The organism is Leifsonia sp. Root1293 (assembly GCF_001425325.1).
GTDB lineage: Bacteria > Actinomycetota > Actinomycetes > Actinomycetales > Microbacteriaceae > Orlajensenia.
Genome location: NZ_LMEH01000001.1, coordinates 99,615 through 122,832, shown reverse-complemented (window position 1 = coordinate 122,832; position 23,218 = coordinate 99,615). Strand labels below are relative to the sequence as shown.

20 protein-coding genes are annotated in these 23,218 nt (G+C 67.2%); 10 read left to right on the top strand and 10 right to left on the bottom strand.

Translation table 11 applies throughout. The features are described from left to right. Positions 1 to 28: 28 nt before the first annotated feature. Positions 29 to 838, bottom strand: coding sequence for a glycosyltransferase (locus ASC59_RS00555; protein ID WP_055817407.1), 810 nt, complete (start codon positions 836 to 838; stop codon positions 29 to 31). A 128-nt stretch (positions 839 to 966) separates the two neighbouring features. On the opposite strand from ASC59_RS00555, the gene ASC59_RS00550 reads away from it, so the two are divergent. Genes ASC59_RS00550 through ASC59_RS00540 form a run of 3 tightly spaced genes read left to right on the top strand, consistent with a single transcriptional unit; the run spans position 967 to position 3,074 of the window. Continuing rightward, positions 967 to 1,929, top strand: coding sequence for a GDP-L-fucose synthase family protein (locus ASC59_RS00550; RefSeq protein WP_055817401.1), 963 nt, complete (start codon positions 967 to 969; stop codon positions 1,927 to 1,929). Beyond that, positions 1,930 to 2,685, top strand: coding sequence for a glycosyltransferase family 2 protein (locus ASC59_RS00545; protein ID WP_055817399.1), 756 nt, complete (start codon positions 1,930 to 1,932; stop codon positions 2,683 to 2,685). Then, complete coding sequence (locus ASC59_RS00540; RefSeq protein ID WP_055817397.1) at positions 2,682 to 3,074, top strand: DUF2304 domain-containing protein; 393 nt, start codon at positions 2,682 to 2,684, stop codon at positions 3,072 to 3,074. Before ASC59_RS00545 ends, ASC59_RS00540 begins: the two co-directional genes overlap by 4 nt. On the opposite strand, the gene ASC59_RS00535 is transcribed toward ASC59_RS00540, so the two are convergent. Together ASC59_RS00535 and ASC59_RS00530 are read right to left on the bottom strand one after the other, a co-directional pair. Beyond that, positions 3,032 to 4,384: a hypothetical protein gene (locus tag ASC59_RS00535; protein WP_157487883.1), complete on the bottom strand. Its 1,353-nt coding sequence runs from the start codon at positions 4,382 to 4,384 to the stop codon at positions 3,032 to 3,034. The genes ASC59_RS00540 and ASC59_RS00535 overlap by 43 nt on opposite strands. After that, complete coding sequence (locus ASC59_RS00530; protein ID WP_055817394.1) at positions 4,375 to 6,414, bottom strand: DUF6541 family protein; 2,040 nt, start codon at positions 6,412 to 6,414, stop codon at positions 4,375 to 4,377. The genes ASC59_RS00535 and ASC59_RS00530 overlap by 10 nt, the downstream gene beginning before the upstream one ends. 230 nt (positions 6,415 to 6,644) lie before the next feature. Between ASC59_RS00530 and glf the strand changes: the two genes are divergently transcribed. Together glf and ASC59_RS00520 are read left to right on the top strand one after the other, a co-directional pair. Then, the gene (gene glf, locus ASC59_RS00525; RefSeq protein WP_055817392.1) at positions 6,645 to 7,811 is read left to right on the top strand and encodes a UDP-galactopyranose mutase; all 1,167 of its coding nucleotides are present in this window, start codon (positions 6,645 to 6,647) and stop codon (positions 7,809 to 7,811) included. 37 nt (positions 7,812 to 7,848) lie between these two features. Further along, positions 7,849 to 9,969: a glycosyltransferase gene (locus tag ASC59_RS00520; RefSeq protein ID WP_082513309.1), complete on the top strand. Its 2,121-nt coding sequence runs from the start codon at positions 7,849 to 7,851 to the stop codon at positions 9,967 to 9,969. A 3-nt stretch (positions 9,970 to 9,972) separates the two neighbouring features. Here the strand turns inward: ASC59_RS00520 and rfbA are convergent, their stop codons facing one another. From rfbA to ASC59_RS00505, 3 genes are read right to left on the bottom strand one after another with little or no spacing between them, the layout of a single operon-like run. Next, on the bottom strand, positions 9,973 to 10,836 hold the full coding sequence (rfbA, locus tag ASC59_RS00515) for a glucose-1-phosphate thymidylyltransferase RfbA (protein ID WP_055817390.1): 864 nt from the start codon (positions 10,834 to 10,836) through the stop codon (positions 9,973 to 9,975). A gap of 2 nt (positions 10,837 to 10,838) precedes the next feature. Further along, positions 10,839 to 11,447: a dTDP-4-dehydrorhamnose 3,5-epimerase family protein gene (locus ASC59_RS00510; RefSeq protein WP_055817388.1), complete on the bottom strand. Its 609-nt coding sequence runs from the start codon at positions 11,445 to 11,447 to the stop codon at positions 10,839 to 10,841. Positions 11,448 to 11,476: 29 nt separating this feature from the next. After that, a complete protein-coding gene (locus ASC59_RS00505; protein WP_055817386.1) occupies positions 11,477 to 12,376 on the bottom strand; it encodes a class I SAM-dependent methyltransferase in 900 nt (299 codons plus the stop codon). 145 nt (positions 12,377 to 12,521) lie between these two features. On the opposite strand from ASC59_RS00505, the gene rfbB reads away from it, so the two are divergent. The 3 genes from rfbB to ASC59_RS00490 all read left to right on the top strand — a co-directional run bounded on the left by rfbB (position 12,522) and on the right by ASC59_RS00490 (position 15,726). Next, positions 12,522 to 13,508 carry a dTDP-glucose 4,6-dehydratase gene (rfbB, locus tag ASC59_RS00500; protein ID WP_055817384.1) on the top strand — a complete coding sequence of 329 codons (987 nt, stop codon included), beginning with the start codon at positions 12,522 to 12,524 and terminating at the stop codon, positions 13,506 to 13,508. Next, the gene (gene rfbD, locus ASC59_RS00495) at positions 13,505 to 14,353 is read left to right on the top strand and encodes a dTDP-4-dehydrorhamnose reductase (protein ID WP_055817382.1); all 849 of its coding nucleotides are present in this window, start codon (positions 13,505 to 13,507) and stop codon (positions 14,351 to 14,353) included. The genes rfbB and rfbD overlap by 4 nt, the downstream gene beginning before the upstream one ends. Before the next feature lie 89 nt (positions 14,354 to 14,442). Beyond that, positions 14,443 to 15,726: a lipopolysaccharide biosynthesis protein gene (locus ASC59_RS00490; protein WP_162243159.1), complete on the top strand. Its 1,284-nt coding sequence runs from the start codon at positions 14,443 to 14,445 to the stop codon at positions 15,724 to 15,726. Positions 15,727 to 15,890: 164 nt separating this feature from the next. Here ASC59_RS00490 and ASC59_RS00485 read toward each other — a convergent pair whose 3' ends face one another. Further along, a complete protein-coding gene (locus tag ASC59_RS00485) occupies positions 15,891 to 17,192 on the bottom strand; it encodes a nucleotide sugar dehydrogenase (protein ID WP_055817377.1) in 1,302 nt (433 codons plus the stop codon). A 78-nt stretch (positions 17,193 to 17,270) separates the two neighbouring features. Here ASC59_RS00485 and ASC59_RS00480 point away from each other — a divergent pair, with 78 nt between their 5' ends. Beyond that, positions 17,271 to 18,422 carry an acyltransferase family protein gene (locus ASC59_RS00480; RefSeq protein WP_235492533.1) on the top strand — a complete coding sequence of 384 codons (1,152 nt, stop codon included), beginning with the start codon at positions 17,271 to 17,273 and terminating at the stop codon, positions 18,420 to 18,422. A 31-nt stretch (positions 18,423 to 18,453) separates the two neighbouring features. On the opposite strand, the gene wecB is transcribed toward ASC59_RS00480, so the two are convergent. Beyond that, positions 18,454 to 19,524, bottom strand: a complete 1,071-nt coding sequence (gene wecB / locus ASC59_RS00475) for a non-hydrolyzing UDP-N-acetylglucosamine 2-epimerase (RefSeq protein ID WP_055817375.1) — start codon at positions 19,522 to 19,524, stop codon at positions 18,454 to 18,456. A 128-nt stretch (positions 19,525 to 19,652) separates the two neighbouring features. On the opposite strand from wecB, the gene ASC59_RS00470 reads away from it, so the two are divergent. Next, a complete protein-coding gene (locus ASC59_RS00470; protein WP_055817373.1) occupies positions 19,653 to 20,759 on the top strand; it encodes a glycosyltransferase family A protein in 1,107 nt (368 codons plus the stop codon). Here the strand turns inward: ASC59_RS00470 and ASC59_RS00465 are convergent. Continuing rightward, positions 20,756 to 21,811, bottom strand: coding sequence for a hypothetical protein (locus ASC59_RS00465; protein ID WP_157487882.1), 1,056 nt, complete (start codon positions 21,809 to 21,811; stop codon positions 20,756 to 20,758). The genes ASC59_RS00470 and ASC59_RS00465 overlap by 4 nt on opposite strands. 137 nt (positions 21,812 to 21,948) lie before the next feature. Continuing rightward, a complete protein-coding gene (locus ASC59_RS00460) occupies positions 21,949 to 23,199 on the bottom strand; it encodes a glycosyltransferase (RefSeq protein WP_056010098.1) in 1,251 nt (416 codons plus the stop codon). Between the last annotated feature and the right edge of the window lie 19 nt (positions 23,200 to 23,218).

The following is a 23,218-nucleotide window of genomic DNA, read 5'->3' as shown; positions in this document are numbered from 1 at the left end:
TTTCGCGGGGGTTCGGTACGGCGCGGTGCTATTCCGCGCCGACGGATGCCGCGGACGCGGCGATCCTGCGGGCCTGATGGCTCACCCGCTTGGCCGCGTAGGCCGATGCCCACCGCCAGGGCAGGTGCCACAGCGGGCTGATCGGCCGGATCGCCCTGGGGAGGTGGCGACGCTTGACCGATTCGGCCTCGAGGCTCGAGTTGAGCCGGCCGGCCACCGTGAGCGAATCGGGGTGCCACCGGAAGGCCGACACGGTCTCGCGCGTGTAGGTGAATGAGCCGGCGCTGCGGAGGGTGAGGAAGGCGTCCAGGTCCATCGCGTACTTGAGCTGGGGGTCGAAGCCGCCGATGCCCTGCAGGGCGTCCAGCCTGATCATGGTCCCGGGGTGCGGGATGAGGTCGGGGCCCCATGCCAGCAGGATCTGCGCGAGCCTGCCTGCATTGCTCGTGGCGATGGTGGCGCCGTTCGGGTCGATGTAATCGCACCCGCCGTACGCGAGCACCGCCTTCGGGTTCGCCTCGAGCAGTCTCTGAAGCTTCGCGAGCCCACCGGGACGGAAGAGGTCGTCATCGCCGATCCACGCGTAGTACTGCTCGTCGGTCCGCTGGGCGAGTCCGCAGTTGATCGCATCGGAGATGCCGGTCTTGGGATCGTCCACGACGACGGCTCCGGCCTCGATGGCCATGGCACGGGCGGTGTGCGCGGCGGCGGGGAGAACGACGACGAGGGTGAGCTTCGTCGTGAGGCGCTGCTCGGCGACGGTCTTCAGCGTGACGGCGAGCATGTCGATGCGGTCGCCGAGCGTGGGCAGGATGACGAGGACGTCGGCGTGGGGCATCGTGGTTGTGCTTTCGCGTTTCGAGGGATTGCTAGCATGCAGGGACGAGATGATCGCGCCTGAGCGGAATTCTCGTGGCGGATGACGAGTTGCATCCGGAACACCACGATCAAGCGAGTATAACGACTATGAATTCACCCCAGGCCCTCGACCGTTCCTCGCGCGTCTACATCGCCGGGCACCGTGGAATGGTCGGCTCCGCCATCTGGCGCCACCTGGAGAACGAGGGCTTCACCGACCTCGTCGGCGCCACCTCGAGCGAGGTCGACCTGCGCGACCGCAACGCCGTGTTCGACTACGTGACGAGCGTGAAGCCCGACGTCGTCATCGACGCCGCGGCCAGGGTCGGCGGCATCCTCGCGAACAACACATACCCCGCCTCGTTCCTCAGCGACAACCTGCAGATCCAGGTCAACATCATGGACGCGGCCAACGAGGCCGACGTCGACCGCCTGCTGTTCCTCGGGTCCTCGTGCATCTACCCCAAGTTCGCCGAGCAGCCGATCAAGGAGTCCTCGCTGCTCACGGGCATCCTGGAGCCGACGAACGATGCGTACGCCATCGCCAAGATCGCCGGGATCATGCAGGTGCAGGCCACCCGCCGCCAGTACGGCCGCCGTTGGATCTCTGCGATGCCCACGAACCTCTACGGCCCCGGAGACAACTTCCACCCCGAGCACTCCCACGTGCTCCCCGCGCTCATGCGTCGCTTCCACGAGGCGGCGGAGTCCGGTGCCGACGACGTGGTGATCTGGGGAAGCGGAACTCCGCGCCGCGAGTTCCTCTACGTCGAGGACCTCGCCGCGGCATCACTGTTCCTGCTGGAGAACTACGACTCCCCCGAGACCATCAACGTCGGCGTCGGCCTCGACGCCCCGATCCGCGAGATCGCCGAGCGCGTCGCGGACACCGTCGGCTACACGGGCAGCATCTCCCAGGACACGTCGAAGCCCGACGGCACACCCCGGAAGCTGCTCGACGTCTCCCGCCTGCACGACCTCGGCTGGGACGCCCCGACCGGGCTCGACGACGGCCTGGAGCGCACCTACGCGTGGTACCTCGAGCACATCGACGCGTTGCGGAGCAAGTGAATGGCGGACAGCCCCATCAGCGAGCGCATCGCCCGCACCCTCGTGGTGCTTCCCGCCCTCAATGAGGAGGGTGCGGTCGGCGAGGTCGTCGCTGAGGTCCTGCGCTCGAATCCCGGCATCAGCTGCCTCGTCGTCGACGACGGATCGACTGACGACACCGCCGCGGTCGCCGCTCGGGCCGGAGCCCATGTCGCCAGCCTTCCGTTCAACATCGGTGTCGGAGGGGCGATGCGCCTCGGATTCAACTACGCCATCGAGAACGGCTTCTCGACCGTGATCCAGGTCGACGCCGACGGACAGCACGACCCGTCCGAGATCCCCGAACTCCTGCAGGAACTCGAGGGCGCCGACCTGGTGCTCGGCGCGCGCTTCGCGGGCAAGGGCGAGTACGACGCCAGCGGGCCCCGCCGCTGGGCGATGGTGCTGTTGTCCGGCATCCTCAGCAGGGTCGCCGGCACCAGGCTCACCGACACGACATCGGGCTTCCGGGCGACGGGACCGCGCGCCGTCGTGCTGTTCGCCGAGCACTACCCCTCGGAGTACCTGGGCGACACCGTGGAGTCGCTCGTGATCGCCGCACGCTCCGGCTGCGTCATCCGACAGGTCCCCGTGGCCATGCGTCCACGCGCCGCCGGCATCCCCTCGCACAACCCGCTGAAGGCTGCCACCTACCTCGGCCGGGCCATGATGGCCCTGGTCTTCGCCCTGATGCGACCCCCGATCGCCCTCACCACCGGGAGCATCGACGTCCGATGAGTCTTGCGAGCTACATCCTCGGCATCCTCGCCGCCCTCATCACACTGGGCGTCGTCATCGAGATGCTCCGACGCCGACGCCTTCGCGAGCGGCATGCCATCTGGTGGCTCATCGCGGGCGTGCTCGCTCTCGTCGTCGGCGTCTTCCCTGGAGTGCTGGCCTGGGCGGCGGAGGTCGTCGGCGTCGCAGTGCCCACGAACCTCATCTTCTTCGTGAGCGTGGCGATCCTGTTCCTGGTCTGCCTGCAGCACAGCTCCGAGCTCACCGCGCTCGAGTCGCAGTCGCGCATCCTCGCTCAGCGCACGGCACTGCTGACGCTGCGCATCGAGGAACTCGAGAAGGCGGCTCAGGCAGCTCCGCCGGCACCGCCGGCTTCGCCCGTCGACTGAGCAGCGGCATCAGCACTTCCGACGACCTCGTCCCGTGGATCGATCGGCCCCGGATGCCGTGAGGCGATCGTGTGCACGATGACGCCGATGATCGGCCCGATGGCGAGGGAGAGCACCATGCGCTCCTCGATCGCCAGCGGAACCAGGAGCAGGCCGATGGTCGCGACAGCCGCCACGACCCAGCCGGCCGTGTACGCGCCGTGGCGTCCTCGCGCGAGGGTGAGGGGACCGCTCACGCACAGGATGCCGAGCACCCCGCTGGTGGCGACGAGACCGGCGACCGTCCAGCCGTCGAGGTGGTACGCGGGCCACAGGGCGTCGACGATCACGGGCACCACGAAGGCGGCGATCACGGCGAGCACCGCTGCGACGGCGGCGATGAGCAGCGCGAGCCTGACGAACAGCCTGTAGGCGTGTGCGGCGTTGTCGCGGAAGCGCACCACGAGGAAGCTCTGCAGCGACAGCACGACGATGACCAGCGGAGCCCGCACGAGCGAGATGCCGAAGACGAGGGCGCCCAGCCTGGCGGCGGGCACGCCGACCGATGTCGCACTGAGGAGCAGCGGATAGCCGCTGATCAGGATGCCCGTCGAGACCGAAGCCGCCAGGGTGCGCGCGATGTTCCAGGTGAGGCGCCGGGGACCGACATCGAGCTGCGAGCGGCCTCTGACCCTGCGGCGCAGGAACCACCAGAGCACCAGCGGCGTGATGGGGAACGGCAGCACGACCGCCCACATGAGCTCGGAGATGCCGCCGCCGGCCAGGATGACGATCACGACGCCCACCAGACGCAGCACACCGTCGATGGCGATCATCAGGCCGATGGCCGGCCACAGCGCCAGCCCGTAGAGGGTGCCGGCGAGCACGGCCACGACCACGTAGCTGGCCGTGCCGAGGGCGATGGCGAGCGCCGGGGTGACGCCCTGCCCGGGGATCAGGCCCGTGATGAACGGTGTCGCCGCCAGCACGACGACGGCGGTGATCGCGGCGACGGATGCTGCGAAACGTGCGGCAAGCGGGAAACGCGGCCCCCGACCCGAGTCGGCCGACCGGCGGTGCGTGCCGCGGGTGATCTCCTGCTGCAGGCCCGACAGGGCGGCTATGACGAGGTAGAGCGTCGACCAGAACACGGCGAAGCCCGCGTACTGGGCCGGCGGGCGGGTTGCTCCGACCAGCGTGGTGACCAGGTAGCCGCTGGCTCCGGCCACGACTGTCGCGGCGAGGATGGGCGTCGCGCCGGAGAGCAGGGCCCGCCGCATCCGTCCGCCGCCTGAGGCGACGGCCGGAGTGGGGTCCGGCGTCACTGACACGCGGTGACCTCGTAAAGGCGGGCGTCGCCCTCCTCGTCGACCAGCTTCACGGCACCGGAGTCCTCCAGGTCGGCGAAGCCCGAGAAGACGTGCTCGCCGTTGTGCACCTCACGGGGCCCGAAGTCGAGCACGTACCAGGTGTTGGTGTCGCGGAGAGCATCGCAGACCATCGGATCCGCGTCGGCGTTCCGCAGGCCCTCCATGATCGCCACGGTGTCGACGCTGCGGTCGCCGAAGATGGCGGGCAGCAGAGCGCTCCGGTCGGCGTAGGCGTAGACGAGCGATGCTCCGGTCCACGGGCTGCCGGCCACGACGACACCGGCCGGAACTTTGTCGTCGAGGCGCGAGAGCAGTTCCATCTCGTCGTTCGAGAGCACCGGCGCCTGCTCGCCGGCTGCGTAGGCACCGCGCGCCGAGGCCGATGCCGCGGCGAGGGGAGCACCGAGTTGGGTGGCGAGGGTGATCGCCACGAGGAGCACGGCGCCGACCACGGCGCGCACGGGAGTCGTCGGCCGGCGAGTGGCGGGCCCCGAGTGGGCGGCGTCGTCCACGACGGCCGCTGCATCCGTCGAACCGGCAGGCGCTGGCGCGCTCCGCATCCCGAATCGCACCAGCAGGGCGCCGATCAGGTCATACAGCCAGACGACTCCGATGGCCGCGACGGGCAGCGCGACGGCAGGGATGAGCGCGGCGAGTCGGTTCGAGTCGCTGTACCAGGTGCCCGTGAACAGGTAGCGGAACATGCTGTCGGGGAAGCTCGAGACCACGACGTAGAGGAACACGGCGATCGCGTAGCTGAAGACGACCCACCGCCCGCGCTTCATGACGAAGGCGCCGACGATGCCGAGCACGGTGAACACGACAATGACCCAGTCGACCGGCATGTTCTGCATGCTGGAACTGACGGCCGACCAGAACGCCTTGGGCGTGTTCTGCCACGGCTGCCAGAAGGCGAGCTCGGAGGCCGGGCGCGCCTTGACGAAGAGGAGGGCGGCACCGGCGAAGACGACGGCGGCGATCAACCCGCGAACGACGTAGTCGAGCGGCTTCGCGTGCGCGGCCCGCATCCGCCCCACGAGACGCACGCCTGCGACGGCGGCGATGGGCACAGTGAAGCCGAGCAGAGCGACGAGGGTGCTCGGGTGGGCGAGGGCGAGGCCGGGCACGGCGGCGGCGACGAGCAGCCACCGCACGAGCGGGGACTGGGCCGGTCGGATGCCGAGGCCGAAGCCCGCCGCGACGATGGCCAGCACTCCGGGCAGCAGGGAGATGGAGAGCAGGTTCGGGTAGAGCACGCCGAAGTCGAGCATCCGGAGCGGGAAGACCCCGAAGGCGGCGGACAGCACCCCCGCCGCGAGCACGGCGATCGGGCGGTTGCCTAGGATGACGCGGCTGAGCAGCAGGCAGCCGAGCGGCCAGATGAGAGCGGCGATGGCGATGTTCGCGGCATTGACGGCCACGGGAATGGCCGCACCGCTCAGCTGGGCGACCGTCGCCACGAGGGCGTGCCAGGTGTCGGGGTAGTACGCCGAGATGTGGTCGACGTTCCAGGTGAGGCTGGCGATGTGCAGCGGTGAGGCGTCGCCGGTGTCGAGGATGTAGCGCACGGCGTTCAGGTGGTAGATATTGTCGAATGTCTGCGAGATGTTGCCTGGCTGGCCGAAGGCGTCGATGACCCGCCAGGCGACGAGCAGGAACGCAGCGACGGCAGCGGCCGTGAAGGCCCAGCCGTACCGGCGGCCGTCGCGCACGACCGGCCCCATGCTCCAGTGCCGACGCAGCAGAAGCCGCAGTCCCACGATGATCGCGCACAGCAGGATCGTCATGATGACGATCGGGAGTGCACTCCACGGCAGCGGCAGAACCGTGCCGAGAAGCGTCGTCAGCCCGATCACCGACACACTGGCGAGCGGGGTGAGCACGACCGCGGTGACCCCTCGCACCCCGAAGGCGACGGTGATGGCTGCACCGGGCACCACGAGAACAGCGATCGTCACCAGGAACGCCGGCAACGCCTCCAACCAGCTCATCCGCCCCGTCCTTCGGTCAGTCGCGCAGACAACCGACCCGGCGCTGCAAAGCTGTTCGAGTATCCCATCCCGCCCTGCGGGTTCCGTGCGCACACGCGCACGCGAGTGCGTTCCATGTCGGGGACGCGCGCTCCGAGGGCGCTCAGGGTGGATCGGCTAAGGTTGAACGTCGGCTCCGCGGCCTGTTCGCGCGCGCCCTCCCTCGGAAATCAAGCAAAGGAACCAACTCCATGCAGGTCGATCTTCTCGTCGTCGGTGCCGGATTCTTCGGACTGACCGTGGCCGAGAGGGCCGCTGAAGAGCTCGGCCTCAAGGTGATGGTCATCGATCGTCGCTCTCACATCGGCGGGAACGCCTACAGTGCACCCGATCCGGAGACCGGCATCGAGGTGCACCAGTACGGCGCTCACCTCTTCCACACCTCGAACAAGTCGGTGTGGGACTACGTCAACCGCTTCACCCAGTTCACCGACTACCGCCACCGCGTCTACACCGAGTACCACGGCGAGGTCTACCCGCTGCCGATCAACCTCGGCACCATCAACCAGTTCTTCCGATCGGCCCACTCGCCGGCCGAGGCGCGCGCGCTCATCGCCGAGCAGGCGAAGGAATTCTCCACCGCCGACGCCGCGAACCTCGAGGAGAAGGGCATCTCGCTCATCGGGCGTCCGCTCTACGAGGCCTTCATCCGGGACTACACCTCGAAGCAGTGGCAGACGCCGGCCACCGAGCTGCCGGCGGAGGTCATCAGCCGCCTCCCCGTTCGGTACACCTACGACAACCGCTACTTCAACGACACCTACGAGGGCCTGCCGGTCGACGGCTACACCGCGTGGATCGAGAAGATGGCCGACCACCCCAACATCGAGGTGCGCCTGGACACCGACTTCTTCGACGAGTCGCAGGAGTGGAACAAGGCGGCGACCGTGGGTCGCCTTCCCATCGTCTACACCGGCCCCATCGACAGGTACTTCGACTACGAGGGCGGCGAGCTGTCGTGGCGCACGCTCGACTTCGAGCGGGAGGTCGTCGAGACCGGCGACTTCCAGGGCACCCCCGTCATGAACTACGCCGACGCCGACGTGCCGTACACGCGCATCCACGAGTTCCGCCACTTCCACCCCGAGCGCGACTGGTACCCCAAGGACAGGACCGTCATCATGCGGGAGTACTCGCGCTTCGCGTCGCACGACGACGAGCCGTACTACCCCGTCAACACAGCGGCCGACCGCGAAGCGCTCCTGGCCTACCGCGAGCTGCAGTCCGGGGAGGATGCCGTGTTCTTCGGCGGACGCCTCGGCACCTACCAGTACCTCGACATGCACATGGCCATCGGTTCGGCGCTGTCGATGTTCCAGAACAAGCTGGTCCCGCACTTCGCATCCACCCGGGCCTGAGCTCCAGCCCTCCTTCGAAACCCCAGAGGATCCATCAGTGACCGACTCCGTCGTCCTCCACAAGGTCGTCTTCCCGACCACCGCCGACCCCGATGTCATCCCGCTGTACATCGACGCAGACGAGTGGACCGACGTGCGCGAGGAGCGCCAGCCCGAGGCTGCAGCGGTCAAGCACCGCCGCGGACCGGTTCCGGCCGAGACGTTCACGACCCCGCTGCGCATCTCGCACATCAACGCCGTCACCATGATCGACGGCCGTCGCGGCATCACGGTGCCTGCCGGGCTGCGCGTCTCCCTGGGCACGTACTTCAACGCCTTCCCGGCAAGCTACTGGCAGCGCTGGACCACTCTGACCGGCATCCGACTCACCGTCGAGACCACGGGCGTCGGCGACGTCTCGGTCTACAGGTCGAACGCGCGCGGAGTCGTGCAGACAGTCGCGTCGGCCCACGTCGACGGTGACGGCGTGACCTCGAGCTTCGACCTGGCCCTCGACAACTTCCTCGACGGCGGCTGGTACTGGTTCGACCTGGTCTCCTACGGCACCCCGTTCTCGCTCACCCAGGCCGACTGGCGGGCGCCCGAGAACGCTCCGGCGCCCACGACGGGCGGCAACCTCACGGTGTCGATCACGACGCTCAACCGCACCGCGTACTGCGTGGGGCTGCTCGAGACGATCGGTGGAGACGCCGACACACTGCTCGGCATCGACGAGGTTCTCGTGATCGACCAGGGCAGCGACAAGATCCGCGACCATGCCCGCTTCGGCGAGGCGGAGAAGGCCCTGGGCGGGCGACTCAGACTCATCGAACAGGACAACGTCGGCGGCTCCGGCGGATTCTCGCGCGGCATGCTCGAGGCGTCGACCAAGGGCGATTCCGACTTCCTGCTGCTGCTCGACGACGACGTCGCCATCGAGCCCGAAGGCATCCGGCGAGCGCTGCAGTTCGCGCGCTACTGCTCCTCCCCCACCATCGTGGGCGGCCACATGTTCGACATGTACGACAAGACCAAGCTTCACGCCTTCGCCGAGGTCGTCGACCGCTGGACGTTCATGTGGAACCCGGCCACCCCCGACCGCCACGACTTCAGCTCGTCGAACCTCCGCCAGACGACGTGGATGCACCGCCGTTTCGACGTCGACTACAACGGCTGGTGGATGAGCCTCATCCCCATGAAGATCATCCGCGAGATCGGGCTGTCCCTGCCCGTCTTCATCAAGTGGGACGACGCCGAGTACTCTCTGCGCGCGGCCGACCACGGCTATCGGACGGTGAGCCTGCCCGGCTCCTCGGTGTGGCATGTGTCGTGGGTGGACAAGGACGACTCGCACGACTGGCAGGCGTTCTTCCACGCCCGCAACCGCCTGGTCGCTGCCCTCCTGCACTCGCCGCACAAGAAGGGCGGCAGGCTCGTCATGAGCAACCTGGCGAACGACATCAGGTACGTGCTCACGCTCGATTACTACGCGGTCACCCTGCGCCAGCTCGCGTACGAGAGCGTTCTCGCCGGCCCCGGTTCCCTGCACGGCGAGCTCAAGACCCGTCTGCCCTCCATCCGCGGCCGGGCCAAAGAGTTCCGGGAGTCGGTGGCGGAGAAGGACCCGGCGGCATTCGCCGAGTTCCCGCCGACGGCGTTCTTCGGCCCGAACCCGATGAACGACGGCACGCGCCCGACTGGATCGAAGCTCCTGCGCGTCGTCGCCCGCAACAGCACGAGGCACTGGTTCCGCAAGGTCGACCCGCGGGCCGTCCAGAATCCGCAGACCCACCTCCCCCACAACACCCCGTGGTGGAAGATGCCGTCGCTGGACAGCTTCCTGATGAGCAACGCCGAAGGGTCGGGCGTCACCTGGCACGTGCGCGATCGCGCCACGTTCCGGTCGCTGCTCAGCTCGAGCGTGCGCCGCAACCGCCGCATCCGCAGCGAGTGGGCCGCCCTCAGCGCCGACTACCGCGCCAACCTCGACACCATCGTGTCAGCCGAGACCTGGGCCGACACACTCGGCGTCGACCTCGAGGCGATCAGGGCGAAGGCCGTGGCGGATGCGGCATCGACCGTCACCGCCGATGCGGCTCCCGCCGCCGTCGTCAAGCCGCGGGCCAAGCGCAAGCCGCCCGCGAGCAAGGCCGCGCAGAAGCCGCTCGCCCAGGACTGACGCTCAGTCGCCGAGCAGGCGACTAAGGTACATGCCGTAGCCGCTCTTGGCGAGGCCGTCGGCGAGCCGGCGCACCCTGTCGTCGTCGATCCAGCCTGCGCGCCAGGAGATCTCCTCGATGCAGCCGATCTTGAAGCCCTGTCGCTCCTCGATCACGCGCACGTACTCAGAGGCCTGCATCATCGACGCGAAGGTCCCGGTGTCGAGCCAGGCCGTTCCGCGGTCGAGCATCTGCACGCTCAGCCTCCCCTCCGAGAGATAGCGCTCGTTCACGGCACTGATCTCGAGTTCTCCGCGTGCGCTCGGCGTGATCGACTTCGCGATCTGGATAACGCTGTTGTCGTAGAAGTAGAGACCGGGAACGGCATAGTTGCTCTTCGGCGCGGCGGGCTTCTCCTCGATCGAGACCGCACGCATCTCGTCGTCAAACTCCACGACGCCGTAGGCACCGGGATCCATCACGTGGTACGCGAAGATGAGCGCACCGTCGATGGTGGCGTTGGCCTGCAGCGCCGTGCCCAGTCCCGCTCCGTGGAAGATGTTGTCACCGAGCACCAGGGCGACGGAGTCGTCGCCGATGAACTCCTCACCAATGATGAAGGCCTGCGCCAGGCCATCCGGTGACGGCTGCACAGCGTACTCGAGGCGCAGCCCGAGGTCGGCGCCGTCTCCGAGGAGGGCCTGAAACTGATCGGCATGCTCCGGCGACGTGATGATGAGGATCTCCCTGATGCCGGCCATCATGAGCGTCGAGAGCGGGTAGTAAATCATCGGCTTGTCGAAGATGGGCATGAGCTGTTTCGAGATGCCCTTGGTGATCGGCCAGAGGCGAGACCCGGTACCGCCGGCGAGGATGATGCCGCGCATGCTCAGACTCCCCTGTTAAGCGACTCGTAGAAGCTCCGCGCGTCGTCCCAACTGGGTAGCAGGCCGGATGCCGCAGCCTCGGCCAGGCTGGGCGCATCCGTGTCCTTCTGCGACAGCAGCAGGGAGTCGGCGTCGAGACCGAAGTCGAGCGCGATCTCACGGTCGAGCGGGTCGATGCCGTGCTCGCGCTGCGCCGCGAACGGCGCGGTCACGAGATAGCTGACGGTGGCGTTCTCGGTGAGCGCCACGAAGCAGTGTCCGAGTCCCTCGGAGATGTAGATCGCCTTCCTGTCGACGTCGTCCAGCAGCACGGAGTCCCACTCGCCGAAGGTCGGCGATCCGACCCTGATGTCGATCACGAAGTCGAGCACCGACCCATGGGTCGCGGTCACGTACTTCGCCTGGCTGGGCGGGATGTCGGCGAAATGGATGCCGCGCACAACACCTCGCTTCGACACCGAGGTGTTCGCCTGGGCGAGGGAGAGTGGATGCCCGATCCTCTCCTCGAGCCTGTCGAACCTGTACCACTCGAGGAACACGCCGCGATCGTCACCGAAGATCTTCGGGATCACTTCGTAGCTGTCGGGCACGTTGAGTTCACGGATCTGCACGCACGAAGTCTAGCCAGACGATTCCTTTCCTACTTCCGGCCCGGCCGCAGGTAGCCTGACACCGCGCGCATCGGTGCAGTGAACTTCCAGCTCGTGCTCGACCGCAATTCCGAGATCTCGCGACTGAGAGCTTCGACGTCGCGACGGAGGTCTTCCGCCTCGACGTTGAGCCCGTCCCGTTCAGACCGGGCGATCGCAAGCTGTCGCTTCATCGCCGCAGACCGGCCGACCCGTGCGCCTAGTTCGTGATACGTGGAGATGATCACGTCACGATCGGTGCGTGCAGCGGAGAGGAATGCGCCCAGCGGGACCGGCACGTCTGACCCGACTGCGAGAACTCCGAGCCCGTGCCCATGGTCGAATTGGAAGGCAGGATAAAGGGCGCTCACCTCCGCCCAGAACTTCCACACCCCGAAGTCGGCCTTGTGCTCAGCGGTGTCGTGGAAGACCACCACACCGCGGCTCGACATCTTGGGCAACCACGTGGTGAAGTCGTGCCTCACATCCTCGAGTCGATGGCGACCGTCGATGTGGAGAAGGTCGATGCTCCGATCCGGAGTCTGATCGACGAAATCGTCGAAAAAACCACGCTTGAGAATGGCAAGATCGGGATAGTCGTCGGCGCTGATGCGACTCACCGATTCGAAGACGCTCTCGCTGTAGCGACCTGCGTGCTCGTCACCCACCCAAGTGTCCAGTGCATTGACTTCGGCGCTGAGCCCAAGACGCTTGAGAGCCTCGCAGAATACGAAGAACGAGAACCCGTTGTGCGTTCCCAGTTCAACGAGGCGAGCGGGACGAATTGCGTTGATGAGCCAGAACGCGAACGGCGCGTGCTCGTGCCAAGCAGATGGCACCAACCACTTGGGCGACCAGTACGACGTCTCGTCAATCCACGCGCGCTGTGCATCCGGTTCGATACCGCCCATGTGAGCCTCCTCAGCCAGTCACCGTATGCAGAGTGTCGTCATCATGGTACGAGTGGCGCGGTCGCAGGTACAGGCGTCGCCTCCTCAGCCGCCTCTTGTCGTCTGTAGAATCCTCGAGGTATACAACAGAACGGATGGACCGCGCATGAAGATCCTCGTCACCGGTGGGGCCGGTTTCATCGGCTCGAACTTCGTGCGGCGCACACTGCAGGACGCGTATCCGGGTCTCGAGGGCGCCGACGTGGTCGTCCTCGATGCCCTCACCTACTCGGGCAACCTGGCGAATCTCACTCCGGTGGCCGACTCGCCGCGCTACAGCTTCGTGCACGGCGACATCCGGAATGGCGCACTGCTCGACGAGCTCTTCCCCGGCCTCGACGCCGTCGTGCACTTCGCAGCGGAGAGCCACGTCGATCGCTCAGTGCGCGACGCGAGCATCTTCGTCGAGACGAACGTGCTCGGTACGCAGCAACTCCTCGACGCCGCGCTGCGCCACGGCCTCCCGCGCTTCCTGCACGTCTCCACCGACGAGGTGTACGGCTCCATCGCGGAAGGGTCGTGGGATGAGCAGCGGGCTCTCGAACCCAATTCCCCGTACTCGGCATCGAAGGCCGGGAGCGACCTGCTCGCCCGCTCGTACCACCGCACGCACGGCCTCGACGTGTCGATCACCCGCTGCTCGAACAATTACGGGCCGTACCACTTCCCCGAGAAGGTCATCCCGCTCTTCGTCACGAACCTCATCGACGACAGGCACGTGCCGCTGTACGGCACCGGCGAGAACATCCGCGACTGGCTGCACGTCGACGATCACACCCGCGGCATCGCGATGGTGCTCGTGAACGGCCGCGCCGGCGAGATCTACAACATCGGCGGAGGAACCGAGCTCAGCAACACCGAGCTCACCCAGCTGCTCCTCGACGCGACGGGCAAGGACTGGTCCTTCGTCGACCGCGTCGCCGACCGTCTCGGCCACGACCTCCGCTACTCGGTCGACATCTCCAAGATCCGCGCCGAGCTCGGCTACGAGCCGCTGGTGCCGTTCGAGCAGGGCCTCGCCGATGTCGTGCAGTGGTACCGCGACAACCGCGACTGGTGGGAACCCCTGAAGGCGCGCGCGGAGCTCCGATGACCCGCTACCTCGTGACCGGGGCATCCGGCATGCTCGGCCACGACCTCGTCGACGCCCTCGATGGTCGGGACACGACGGCGCTCACGCGCGCCGACCTCGACATCACCGACCTCGCCGCCGTGCGGAGAGCCGCTGCCGGGCACGACGTGATCATCAACGCCTCCGCCTACACCGCGGTCGACGACGCCGAGACCCATGAGGAGGACGCGCACGCCGTGAACGCCCTCGGCGCCGCGAACCTGGCCCGGGTCGCGGCGGAGCTCTCGGCACGCTTCGTGCAGTTCTCCACGGACTACGTCTTCGACGGGACGGCGACATCGCCCTACGCGGAGTCCGAGCCGCTGCGTCCGGTGTCGGCCTACGGTCGCACGAAGGCGGCCGGCGAGCGATCGGCCCTCGAGCTGCATCCGGCAGGCACCGTCATCATCCGCACGGCCTGGCTCTACGGCGTGAACGGCGCCAACTTCGCACGCACGATGCTCGCCATCGCCGCCCAGCGGGAGACCTGGAGCGTCGTCGACGACCAGGTCGGTCAGCCGACGTGGACCCGCGACCTGGCGCGTCGCACCGTGGAGCTTCTCGATTCCGACGCCCCCGCCGGGATCTACCACGGCACGAACAGCGGAGCGACGAGCTGGTACGGGTTCGCCAGGGCCGTCCTCGAGGACGCTGGCCTCGATCCGGAGCGGATCACCCCGACCGACAGCGCGTCGTTCCGGCGTCCTGCGCCCCGACCGGCGTACTCGGTGCTCGGGCACGACGGCTGGGCTCTGGCCGGCCTGCCGCCGATGCGCGACTGGCGTGCCGCTCTCGACGAGGCATCCTCACTCGGCGTCTTCTCCTGACGTCTGGTCGATTGGATCGCCCACGCGCGGCGGGGTAGGTTTGCTCACGTCGATTCGCCGCCGGATCGAGAACGATGGGAGCACGTTCGGTGAATCGCCGCAGACTGTTGACGGCGACGAGCGCCTACGGGCTCTCCGTCGCGATCAGCGGAATCGTGAGCATCGCCGTGATTCCGACCGTCATCATCGCTGCAGGCGAGGAGGCCTGGACGACGATCGCCGTCTCGCAGGCCGTGGCCGGATTCTCCTTCGTCATCGCCGTCTTCGGCTGGGGAGTCACCGGTCCGACGGATGTCGCCAGTCGCGAGCCGGCACTGCGCGGGCAGTACTTCTTCGACTCGGTGCTGTCGCGCTCCTGGCTCAGCCTGGCCATGCTCATCGTGTCGATCCCGCTCGCCATCCTGTTCTCCCGGGGCGATCCGTGGCTGGCGACCTTCACGGTCTCCAGCGGCATCCTGGTGGCGCTCGGCGCCGGATGGTTCTACGTGGGCGAGAAGAGCCCGATCCGCTTCCTCGTCATCGACACCATGCCCCGCATCATCGGCACCGTGGTCGGAGCGGGGGTGCTGATAGCGACGGGCGACGCGACGTGGTTCGCCGGACTGCAGCTGGCCGGCGTCGTGCTCGCCGCCGCCCTCGGCTCCGGCGACATCCTGCGCCGCAATCGTGGCTGGCGCTTCACCCTCTCGCCCATCCGAGCCGCCAGGAACCTGCGCGGCCAGGCGGCGCCGGTCACCATGGCCGCCACGACGTCGCTCTACGTGAACGTGCCGATCGTCATCGTGCAGCTGTTCATCCCGAGCGCGACCGCCGTCTACGCCCTCGCGGAACGCATCGTGCGCCTGGCCCTGTATTCGACCCGGCCCGTGGTGCAGATCGCCCAGGGCTACGTGCCCTCCCCTGATCCTGCGCAGCTGGTGCGACGTGCCAAGCGCGTCACCCTCATCGCGTTGGCCCTCGGGTTGGTCGGCGGGCTGGTCTACGCCCTGCTCGGCCCCTGGATTGGCGACCTGCTCTCGGGCGGGACTCTCGCCATCGGCTACGCGCTGGCTGCCGCCATGGGCGTCAACCTCGCTGCCCTGCTGGCGTCGCAGCTGACGGGCTTCGCCTGTCTCACCGCGCTGGACCTGGCGCGCGTGCTGGCGCGCAGCACCATCGTTGGCGCCGTGATCGGCACCGTGCTCATGATCCCGCTCACCTTCGCCTTCGGCGTGGTCGGGCTGGCCTGGGGCCTCGCGCTCTCGGAGGTCGCCGTGCTTCTGGTGCAGCTGGTGGCGCTGCGAAAGGCGTTCAAACGCCCCCTGGCCGACGGAGCCGACCCGCTCGAGAAGCCGACGATCTTCCCGCCCGGGGAGTTCTCGACGCCGGAGTGATGGTTCGCATCGGGGTCCGACCCGCTCGTAGAGAGCCGAGCGCAGCGACCGCTCGAAGCGTCCCTGCTGTCCGAGGCGATCCCGTGCGCTTCGGCCGGGGGCTGCGTCCGGGTCTGAGCGAGCAGGGCAAGCGGATTACGTCGGGGCTCCAACGAGCATGTCGGCTAGTGGACCCCGCCACCACCGATGACCAGGCGCGGAGTACCGGCCCAACGGGCGGCATCCGTGGTGTTGCGGCCGTCGACGAGCAGTCGCACTCCGGGCAGGTCCGCCGGTGCCAGGTCCTTGTAGTCGGCATGGTCGGCCTGAACGATGGCCAGGTCGACCGAATCGCCGATCGCGAACGGCTCCCAGCCGAAGGCGCGGAGTTCATCGTCCGTGTAGAGGGGGTCGTGCACGAGAACGGATGCACCGTGCTCACGCAGTGCCTCGATCGTCGCGAAGACGCCGGAGAACGCCGTCTCCTTGACGCCGCCACGGTAGGCGGCGCCGAGCACGACTGCTCGGAGCCCCGTGAGATCTCCGAGGATCCCCGCCGCGTTGGCGACGGTCCGTGCCGGCATCGAGGCGTTCAGCAGTCGGGCGGTACGCACGATGTCCGCCTCGCGGTCGGTGGCTAGATACAGGCGCGGATACACGGGGATGCAGTGGCCGCCGACCGCAATGCCGGGCCGATGGATGTGACTGTACGGCTGCGAGTTGCAAGCTTCGATCACCTGGTAGACGTCGACACCCACCTGCTCGGCGAAGAGGGCGAACTGGTTGGCGAGGCCGATGTTCACATCCCGGTAGGTGGTCTCCGCAAGCTTGGCCATCTCGGCCGCCTCGGCGCTTCCGAGATCCCAGACGCCGTTGGCACGCGCAAGATCAGTTCGGTCGTCGAACTGCAGCACAGCTTCGTAGAAGGCTCGCGCCTTCTCGGCACCGGCGGCGCTCAGTCCTCCCACCAGTTTCGGATACTTCCGCAGGTCTGCGAAGACGCGTCCGGTGAGCACCCGTTCCGGGGAGAAGACGACGTCGAAGTCGTCTCCCTCGACCAGTCCTGAATGTTCCTCCAGCATGGGCTTCCACCGATTCCGTGTGGTGCCGACTGGGAGGGTCGTCTCATACGAGATCAGTGTCCCAGCGGTGAGGTGGTCCCCGACGGATCGCGTGGCGCCATCCATCCACCCGAAGTCGGGCTCCCAACTGTCGTTGTCGACGAAAAGAGGAACGACGACCACTACGGCATCGGCGTCGGGCACAGCGTCCGCGTAGTCTGTGGTCGCCCTCAGACGACCGGACGGCACCAGAACTGAAAGCTTCTCCTGCAGCTGCGCCTCTCCCGGGAACGGCTGCTCAGCTCGGTTCACGAGGCGGACGACCTCGGGATTCACGTCGACGCCGACGACCTCATGGCCGCTTTCGGCGAACTGGACAGCGAGGGGAAGCCCTATCTTACCGAGGGCGATGACAGCGATACGCACGGGCTCGAGTCTACTGTCCCAGCAGGAGGGCATCCTCGATGCCGCCTCCTCAGCCGGCCTCGCGTAAACTGGGCGACCGTGACCCCTGAGACCGGTACCGCGCACGCCGTGCGGCTCGACGCCATCACCGGATTGCGGTGGTGGGCGGCCTTCGTCGTCTTCGGCTACCACATGCTGGTCTTCGCTCCTCTGCCCCCGATCGCATCAAGCTTCCTGCAGTTCGGGTTCTTCGGAGTGACGTTCTTCTTCGTGCTCTCGGGTTTCGTGCTCACCTGGTCGATGCGTCCTGGCACTGCGAAGAGCACGTTCTACTGGCGTCGTTTCGCTCGGATCTGGCCTCTCGCCTTCGTGACCCTCCTGATCGCCGTCCCGGTCTTCTACAGCTCAACTCCTGACCCCGCCCAGTGGTGGGTGAAGCCTTTCAGCTTCGGGATACTGCTGCTCTCGGTCTTTCTCCTGCAGGGCTGGTCACGCGACCCCGTGATCCTGTTCTCTGGAAATCCGGCAGCGTGGACCCTCACGATCGAGTCGTTCTTCTACGCGCTGCATCCGTTCATCTCACCGCTCCTATCGCGTCTCGGCAAGCGAGGTGCCCTCGTGGCGGCCGGCGGAGTCGTCGTCTTCGCCGTTGCGACGCGGGTCGCCATCGAACTCGACCCGACCAGCTGGCTCGCACAGCTGCCGTGGCCCGTCCTGCGCCTCAATGAGTTCGTGCTCGGTATGTGCTTGGCATGGGCTATGCGTCAGGGCTGGCGCCCGCGCCTGCATCCCGTCGTTGGCGCGATCGCCATAGTCGCCTACTTCCTCGTCATCGTCGGGCTGGAGGGAGTCGAGACCTTCCGGCCCGCCTATATCGTGGTGTCGCCGTATACGAGCGAATTCGTGACCGTCCTCTGTGCGGTGCTCATCGTCACCACCGCGAGTGCCAACCTGCGCGGAAGAGCCGGTTGGGTCGCATCACGCCCGATGGTGGCCCTCGGCGAGTGGTCGTTCGCGTTCTACCTGGTCCACGCCACGATCATCTACACAGCGCTGAGCCTCCTCGGGCCGCAACCGGCACGATGGGCGAACCTGGGATGGTTCGCCGTATTGCTCCTGCTCGCCGTCGCCGCCGCTGCCGCGCTCCACCTCTGGGTCGAGAAGCCAGTGGAGGGCATACTTCGACGCTGGCAACAAGGCCTGGTGACGGCTCGACGGGCGCGGCGGAATCCAGCCATCGCCGAGGGCTGAGATCGGCTTGAACTCCTCGATGCGCCGCTGGTCATCGTGCTGAGCGCGACACCAATTCACCGATGACTCGGATCGCAGCGTGACCGTCACCGTACGGTGCGGCGTCGGTGGCAGGCGGGAATTCGCGCCCAACGGCGGCGGCGATCTCTTGGGCGGAGTTCGCCAGCACGTTCCACCCCAGTTCGACGGTCTCGACCCATTCGGTCTCGGTGCGAATCGTCGTGCACGGAACACGCAGCAGGAACGCCTCCTTCTGCAGTCCACCGGAGTCCGTGATGATTCCGCGACTGGCGATCGCCGCAGCGATGAGTTCGGAATAGGCGAGCGGAGGATGGGCCAGGAGCGAACCACGGGTCAAGGAGATGCCGTGCTCCGCCGCCCTCGCGACCAGACGGGGGTGTGCGAGCAGGATGACAGGATGATCAAGTGCGGAGAGGACATCGGCGATCTGCGCCAGGCGCACCGGGTCGTCGGTGTTCTCGGCGCGGTGGATGGTGGCGACGGAGAAGCGGCCGGGCGTGAGCCCGAGTTCCATCGCGAGAGCCGATGGGGCACCGCACAGACGGGCGCGCTCAGCGAGGAGCACATCGGTCATGACGTCTCCGACCAGCACTGTGCGGTCGCTCAGGCCCTCGCGATCGAGGTGAGCGACGGCGACAGCCGTCGGGGCGAGAAGCAGATCGGCTGCATGATCCGTGAGCACGCGATTGTGCTCCTCGGGCATGCGCCTGTTGAACGACCGCAGGCCGGCTTCGAGGTGGGCCACCGGGACATGCATCTTCACCGCCGATAGGGTGGCGGCGATGGTGGAGTTCGTGTCGCCATATACGAGCACCCAATCAGGCCGATGCTCGTCGAGTACTGCATCGAGCGCCGAGAGCATCGCACCCGTCTGCACGCCGTGCGATCCGGAGCCTATGCCGAGATGTACCGCGGGAGCGGGGATGCCGAGCTCGTCGAAGAAGACGTCCGAGAGCATCGGATCATAGTGCTGGCCGGTGTGCACGATGACGTGTTCCACGCCCGCCGCCCCGGCAGCATGGGCGATGGGAGCGAGCTTGACGAACTGGGGTCTGGCACCCACGACGCTGAGAATCTTCACGATGCCCGAGTCTATTCCGGCCGGCCGAACATCAGTCTCGTTCCCAGCCGACACCGCGACATGGTGGAAGATGCGGGCCGGTGCGGGGCTGATAGTTTTGACATGTGCTGCCACCGGAGGATGACGACGTGGCGTCCCCGTCCGTGGATGTCGTGGTCGCCGTGCACAGTCCCGCCCGACCCGTGGAGCGCGCCGTCGGCTCCGTGCTCCTCCATACGACGGCGCCGGTGCGGGTCAGCGTGGTGGTCCACAACACGGAGGCAGCGCTCGTCGTCGCCCGGTTGTCGGATTACATCGGCGACACCCGTCTCCGGATCCTCGAACTCCACGACGGCATCGCCAGCCCGGCAGGACCGTTCAACCTCGGCCTCGACCACTCCACGGCGCCGTTCACGTCCGTGCTCGGCTCCGACGACGAACTCGAGCCCGGCGCGATCGATGCATGGCTTTCTGTGGCGGACAGCGATCGGGCCGATGTCGTGATCGCGTGCCTAAGGCATGCCGACGGATCTGCAGTCCCGACGCCGCCGACGCGCCCGTTCCGACGAAGCCGTCTCGACCCCGTGAAGGATCGCCTGAGTTATCGCAGCGCTCCACTCGGCTTGGTGTCGCGCGCGGCCTTCGGTGGACTTCGGTTCGCCGAAGGCGTGCAGTCCGGCGAGGACCTTCCGTACGTCTCCCGCATATGGTTCTCCGGCAGGCGCATCTCCTCGGCGCGCTCGGCCCCGGCTTATCGACTCAATGACGACTCAAGCGATCGCGTGACTCGCACGACGCGATCGATCGGCGACGAATTCTCCTTCCTGGCCTCGACTGTCGGAAGTTCGTGGTTCGGCCACCTGTCTCCCCCCGCCCAGTCCTCACTCGTCGCCAAATTCCTGCGCATCCACCTCTTCGGCGCAGTATCCAACCGACCCGACCCGGCTCTCTGGTCCCCGACGGACAGGCGTGAACTGGCAGGAGTGGCCAAGGTCCTGCTCGCAGCCGGGCACGGAATCGAGGAGATGCTCTCCCGGGCCGATCGCGACCTTCTCGATGCGATCCTCGATGCGTCCTCTTCCGCGCGTGCCCTGGGAACGCTGGCAATCCGTCGAAGGAAGCGCCTGGCCGTCGCTTCCCTCATTCCGCGACGACTCACCAGACTGATGCACGCCGAGGCCCCCATCCGATTCTCAGCGGCATCAGCGCTCGCGCTCGCCGAGGTTCCCCGTCGCTGGCGTGTGGCGAAGCGCTAGGGTTGTACCGACTCCCCTGACGCGAACAGCAGGCGGTTCTCCAGGACGCGGCGAGACATCCGGCCGTCGTGTACCTGCCGAACGAAGCTCGGCCCTGCAGCTGCGACAGATCGATAGTGCTCACGTCGCGCCACGACGTCGCGGAGTACACCCTCGAGAGACCCGATGTCCGCCTCCACGACGGGCAGCTCGATACCGGTCTCGGCCACGACCGCCGCTCGGGCCTGCTCGCTCACGTGCGAGACGACCAGGCGTCCGGAAGCCATAACCTCGCATGCCGCCACCCCGTAATCGCCGAGACGGAACTGGTCCAGGACTACGTCAGCTCCGCCGAACAGGGTGGGCATCTCAGCGTGGGTGACGTTCGAGACGGTGGCGTACTCGATGATCCCTTCCTCGTGCAGGCGGGTGAGAGTCGGAGTGATCTCGGCGGTGCCCTTCACCAGCGGGTTCGACGGGACGTGCAGCACACGAGGTCGGACGCGTTCGAGGATCGGCGTGGGTTGCACCCAGACCTCGGGGTCGATGACCACAGGAAGCAGATGCGCGTCTGGGACGTCGAGCAGGAGGCCCGGAGTCGACACGAAGGTCGGCGCGCCGAGGTCACCGAGTACACGCAGGTTTCCCAGAACTACCTTCTCGAGAGCAGCGACCGGCACCCATTCGTCATTGTGGAACGGCGACCACGGATCGGCTGCAGCGTGGCGAGAGGGCAGGCGAATATCCGAACCGTGGCATACCATGCCGATCCGAACCCCACCGTCGCGGATAGCACGGGCCTGAGCGACCACGTCACCGCCGAAGAGACTGCCGAGGGGTTGCATCTCCGCCTCGATGAGCATGTGGGTGAAGCGTTGGATGATTGTGGCGAGTTGAGCCTTCTGCCAACGTCTTGAATGCCCTGCGATCCGGCCGGGAACAGGGTAGTCGACAGGATAGCCGAACGGATTGATGGAGTCGTAGACCATGTTCATCGCCGCGACTCGCGGGTTCGCCTCGACGGCCCGCGCCCAGCGATATCCCTGACCGGCATAGTTGGCTGGGGCGATCATCAGACGGATCGGCCGGTCGGCAGGGCTCGGGGGCCCGGGCACCCTCTCGCCTTTGAAGCGCGCGATGGCGACTGAGAGCGGATCCTGGATCCAAGACGGCATTGCCCGCCAGAGCTCGAGCGTGCTGGGCAGGCGCATCAGGCGAGCACCCATCCGTCGAGCAGCACGCTCGCGCTCAGCCGGCCGTCATGCACGATGCGCACGAACTCGGAGCCTGCCCGCCCGACAGCCGCCCGACGAGCAGGGTCGTTGATGAGGTCCACGAGCACATCCTCGAGCGTGTCGGGGGTCGCCTCGACGATCGGCAGCTCACGCCCGGTCTGGCGCACCACGACGTCGCGCACCGAGTCGAGGACATGTCCGACGACCACGCGACCAGCGGCCATGGCCTCACAGGCAGCGACACCGTAGGATCCCAGGCGGAACTGGTCGAGCACGATGTCCGCCCGACCGTACACCGCTGGCATCTGCGCCGATGGGACACCCGTGATGGTCAGGTATTCGATCACCCCAGAGGCGTCCAGGCGGCGCAGGGATGGCTCGATGAGATGCGTTCCCTTCACAGTCGATTTACTCGGGACATGGACGACGACGGGACGGCGCCGCTCCACATCGTCGACCTCGCCCTTCCAGCGGGCCGGGTCGATCACGACAGGACACCAGGTGGCGTAGGGTACGTCGACGAGCAGGTCGGGCGTGGAGACGAAGGTCGGACGGCCCAGTTCATCGAGCAGCGCCCGATTGCGCACGGCATCCCGTTCCAGCTTGTCGACGTAGGTGTCGTGATCCGCGAAAGGCGACCACGGCGTGAGGGACAGGTGCCTGCTGGGACGGCGGATGTCGGCTCCGTGGCAGATGAAGGCGGTGGAGAGTCCCCGCTCGGCCAGCACACGGGACTCTGCGGCGACATCACGGGAATACAGGCGCCCGAACAGGGGCCGCTCTGCCTCGAACAGGACATGCGAGAACGTGGAGACCGCGGCGAGTTCTGCCTCCTGCCACGCTCTCGAATTGTTGTAGACGGGAACGGGCACCTCGATGTCAGCGGCGAACGAGAACCCGCCGGGGACGTCGACGGCCATGTTGAGCGCTCGAACATCGCGAGGATCGGCGTCGATCGCTCTCGCCCAGAGCCATCCCTGCGCCGCATAGTTCGTCGGCCCGATGTACACCGAGGCTGCAGCGTCGGGCCGCACCGCCGGAGCCGGCAGTTCGTCGGGGTCGGATGTGCCGAGGGAACGCGCAGCGATCCGGCCGAGCGGGCTGTCGGGATTGTCGGCAATGTAGTCGATCACGCGGTTCGCGAAGCGAGGCAGACGGGTGCGATTGCGCAACGTGCGATCGACGACGGACCGCGGCCAGCTCATGACTCGGTTCACAATGCCCATAGCACTCTCATCCTCTCAC

Coding starts and splice junctions, on each gene's coding strand:
- ASC59_RS00465 (WP_157487882.1), bottom strand. CDS start 21,811: ATGATCGCCCCAGCCAACTATGCCGGTCAGGGATATCGCTGGGCGCGG.
- glf (WP_055817392.1), top strand. CDS start 6,645: ATGCAGGTCGATCTTCTCGTCGTCGGTGCCGGATTCTTCGGACTGACC.
- rfbB (WP_055817384.1), top strand. CDS start 12,522: ATGAAGATCCTCGTCACCGGTGGGGCCGGTTTCATCGGCTCGAACTTC.
- ASC59_RS00540 (WP_055817397.1), top strand. CDS start 2,682: ATGAGTCTTGCGAGCTACATCCTCGGCATCCTCGCCGCCCTCATCACA.
- rfbA (WP_055817390.1), bottom strand. CDS start 10,836: ATGCGCGGCATCATCCTCGCCGGCGGTACCGGGTCTCGCCTCTGGCCG.
- ASC59_RS00550 (WP_055817401.1), top strand. CDS start 967: ATGAATTCACCCCAGGCCCTCGACCGTTCCTCGCGCGTCTACATCGCC.
- ASC59_RS00505 (WP_055817386.1), bottom strand. CDS start 12,376: ATGGGCGGTATCGAACCGGATGCACAGCGCGCGTGGATTGACGAGACG.
- rfbD (WP_055817382.1), top strand. CDS start 13,505: ATGACCCGCTACCTCGTGACCGGGGCATCCGGCATGCTCGGCCACGAC.
- ASC59_RS00530 (WP_055817394.1), bottom strand. CDS start 6,414: ATGAGCTGGTTGGAGGCGTTGCCGGCGTTCCTGGTGACGATCGCTGTT.
- ASC59_RS00545 (WP_055817399.1), top strand. CDS start 1,930: ATGGCGGACAGCCCCATCAGCGAGCGCATCGCCCGCACCCTCGTGGTG.
- ASC59_RS00555 (WP_055817407.1), bottom strand. CDS start 838: ATGCCCCACGCCGACGTCCTCGTCATCCTGCCCACGCTCGGCGACCGC.
- ASC59_RS00460 (WP_056010098.1), bottom strand. CDS start 23,199: ATGGGCATTGTGAACCGAGTCATGAGCTGGCCGCGGTCCGTCGTCGAT.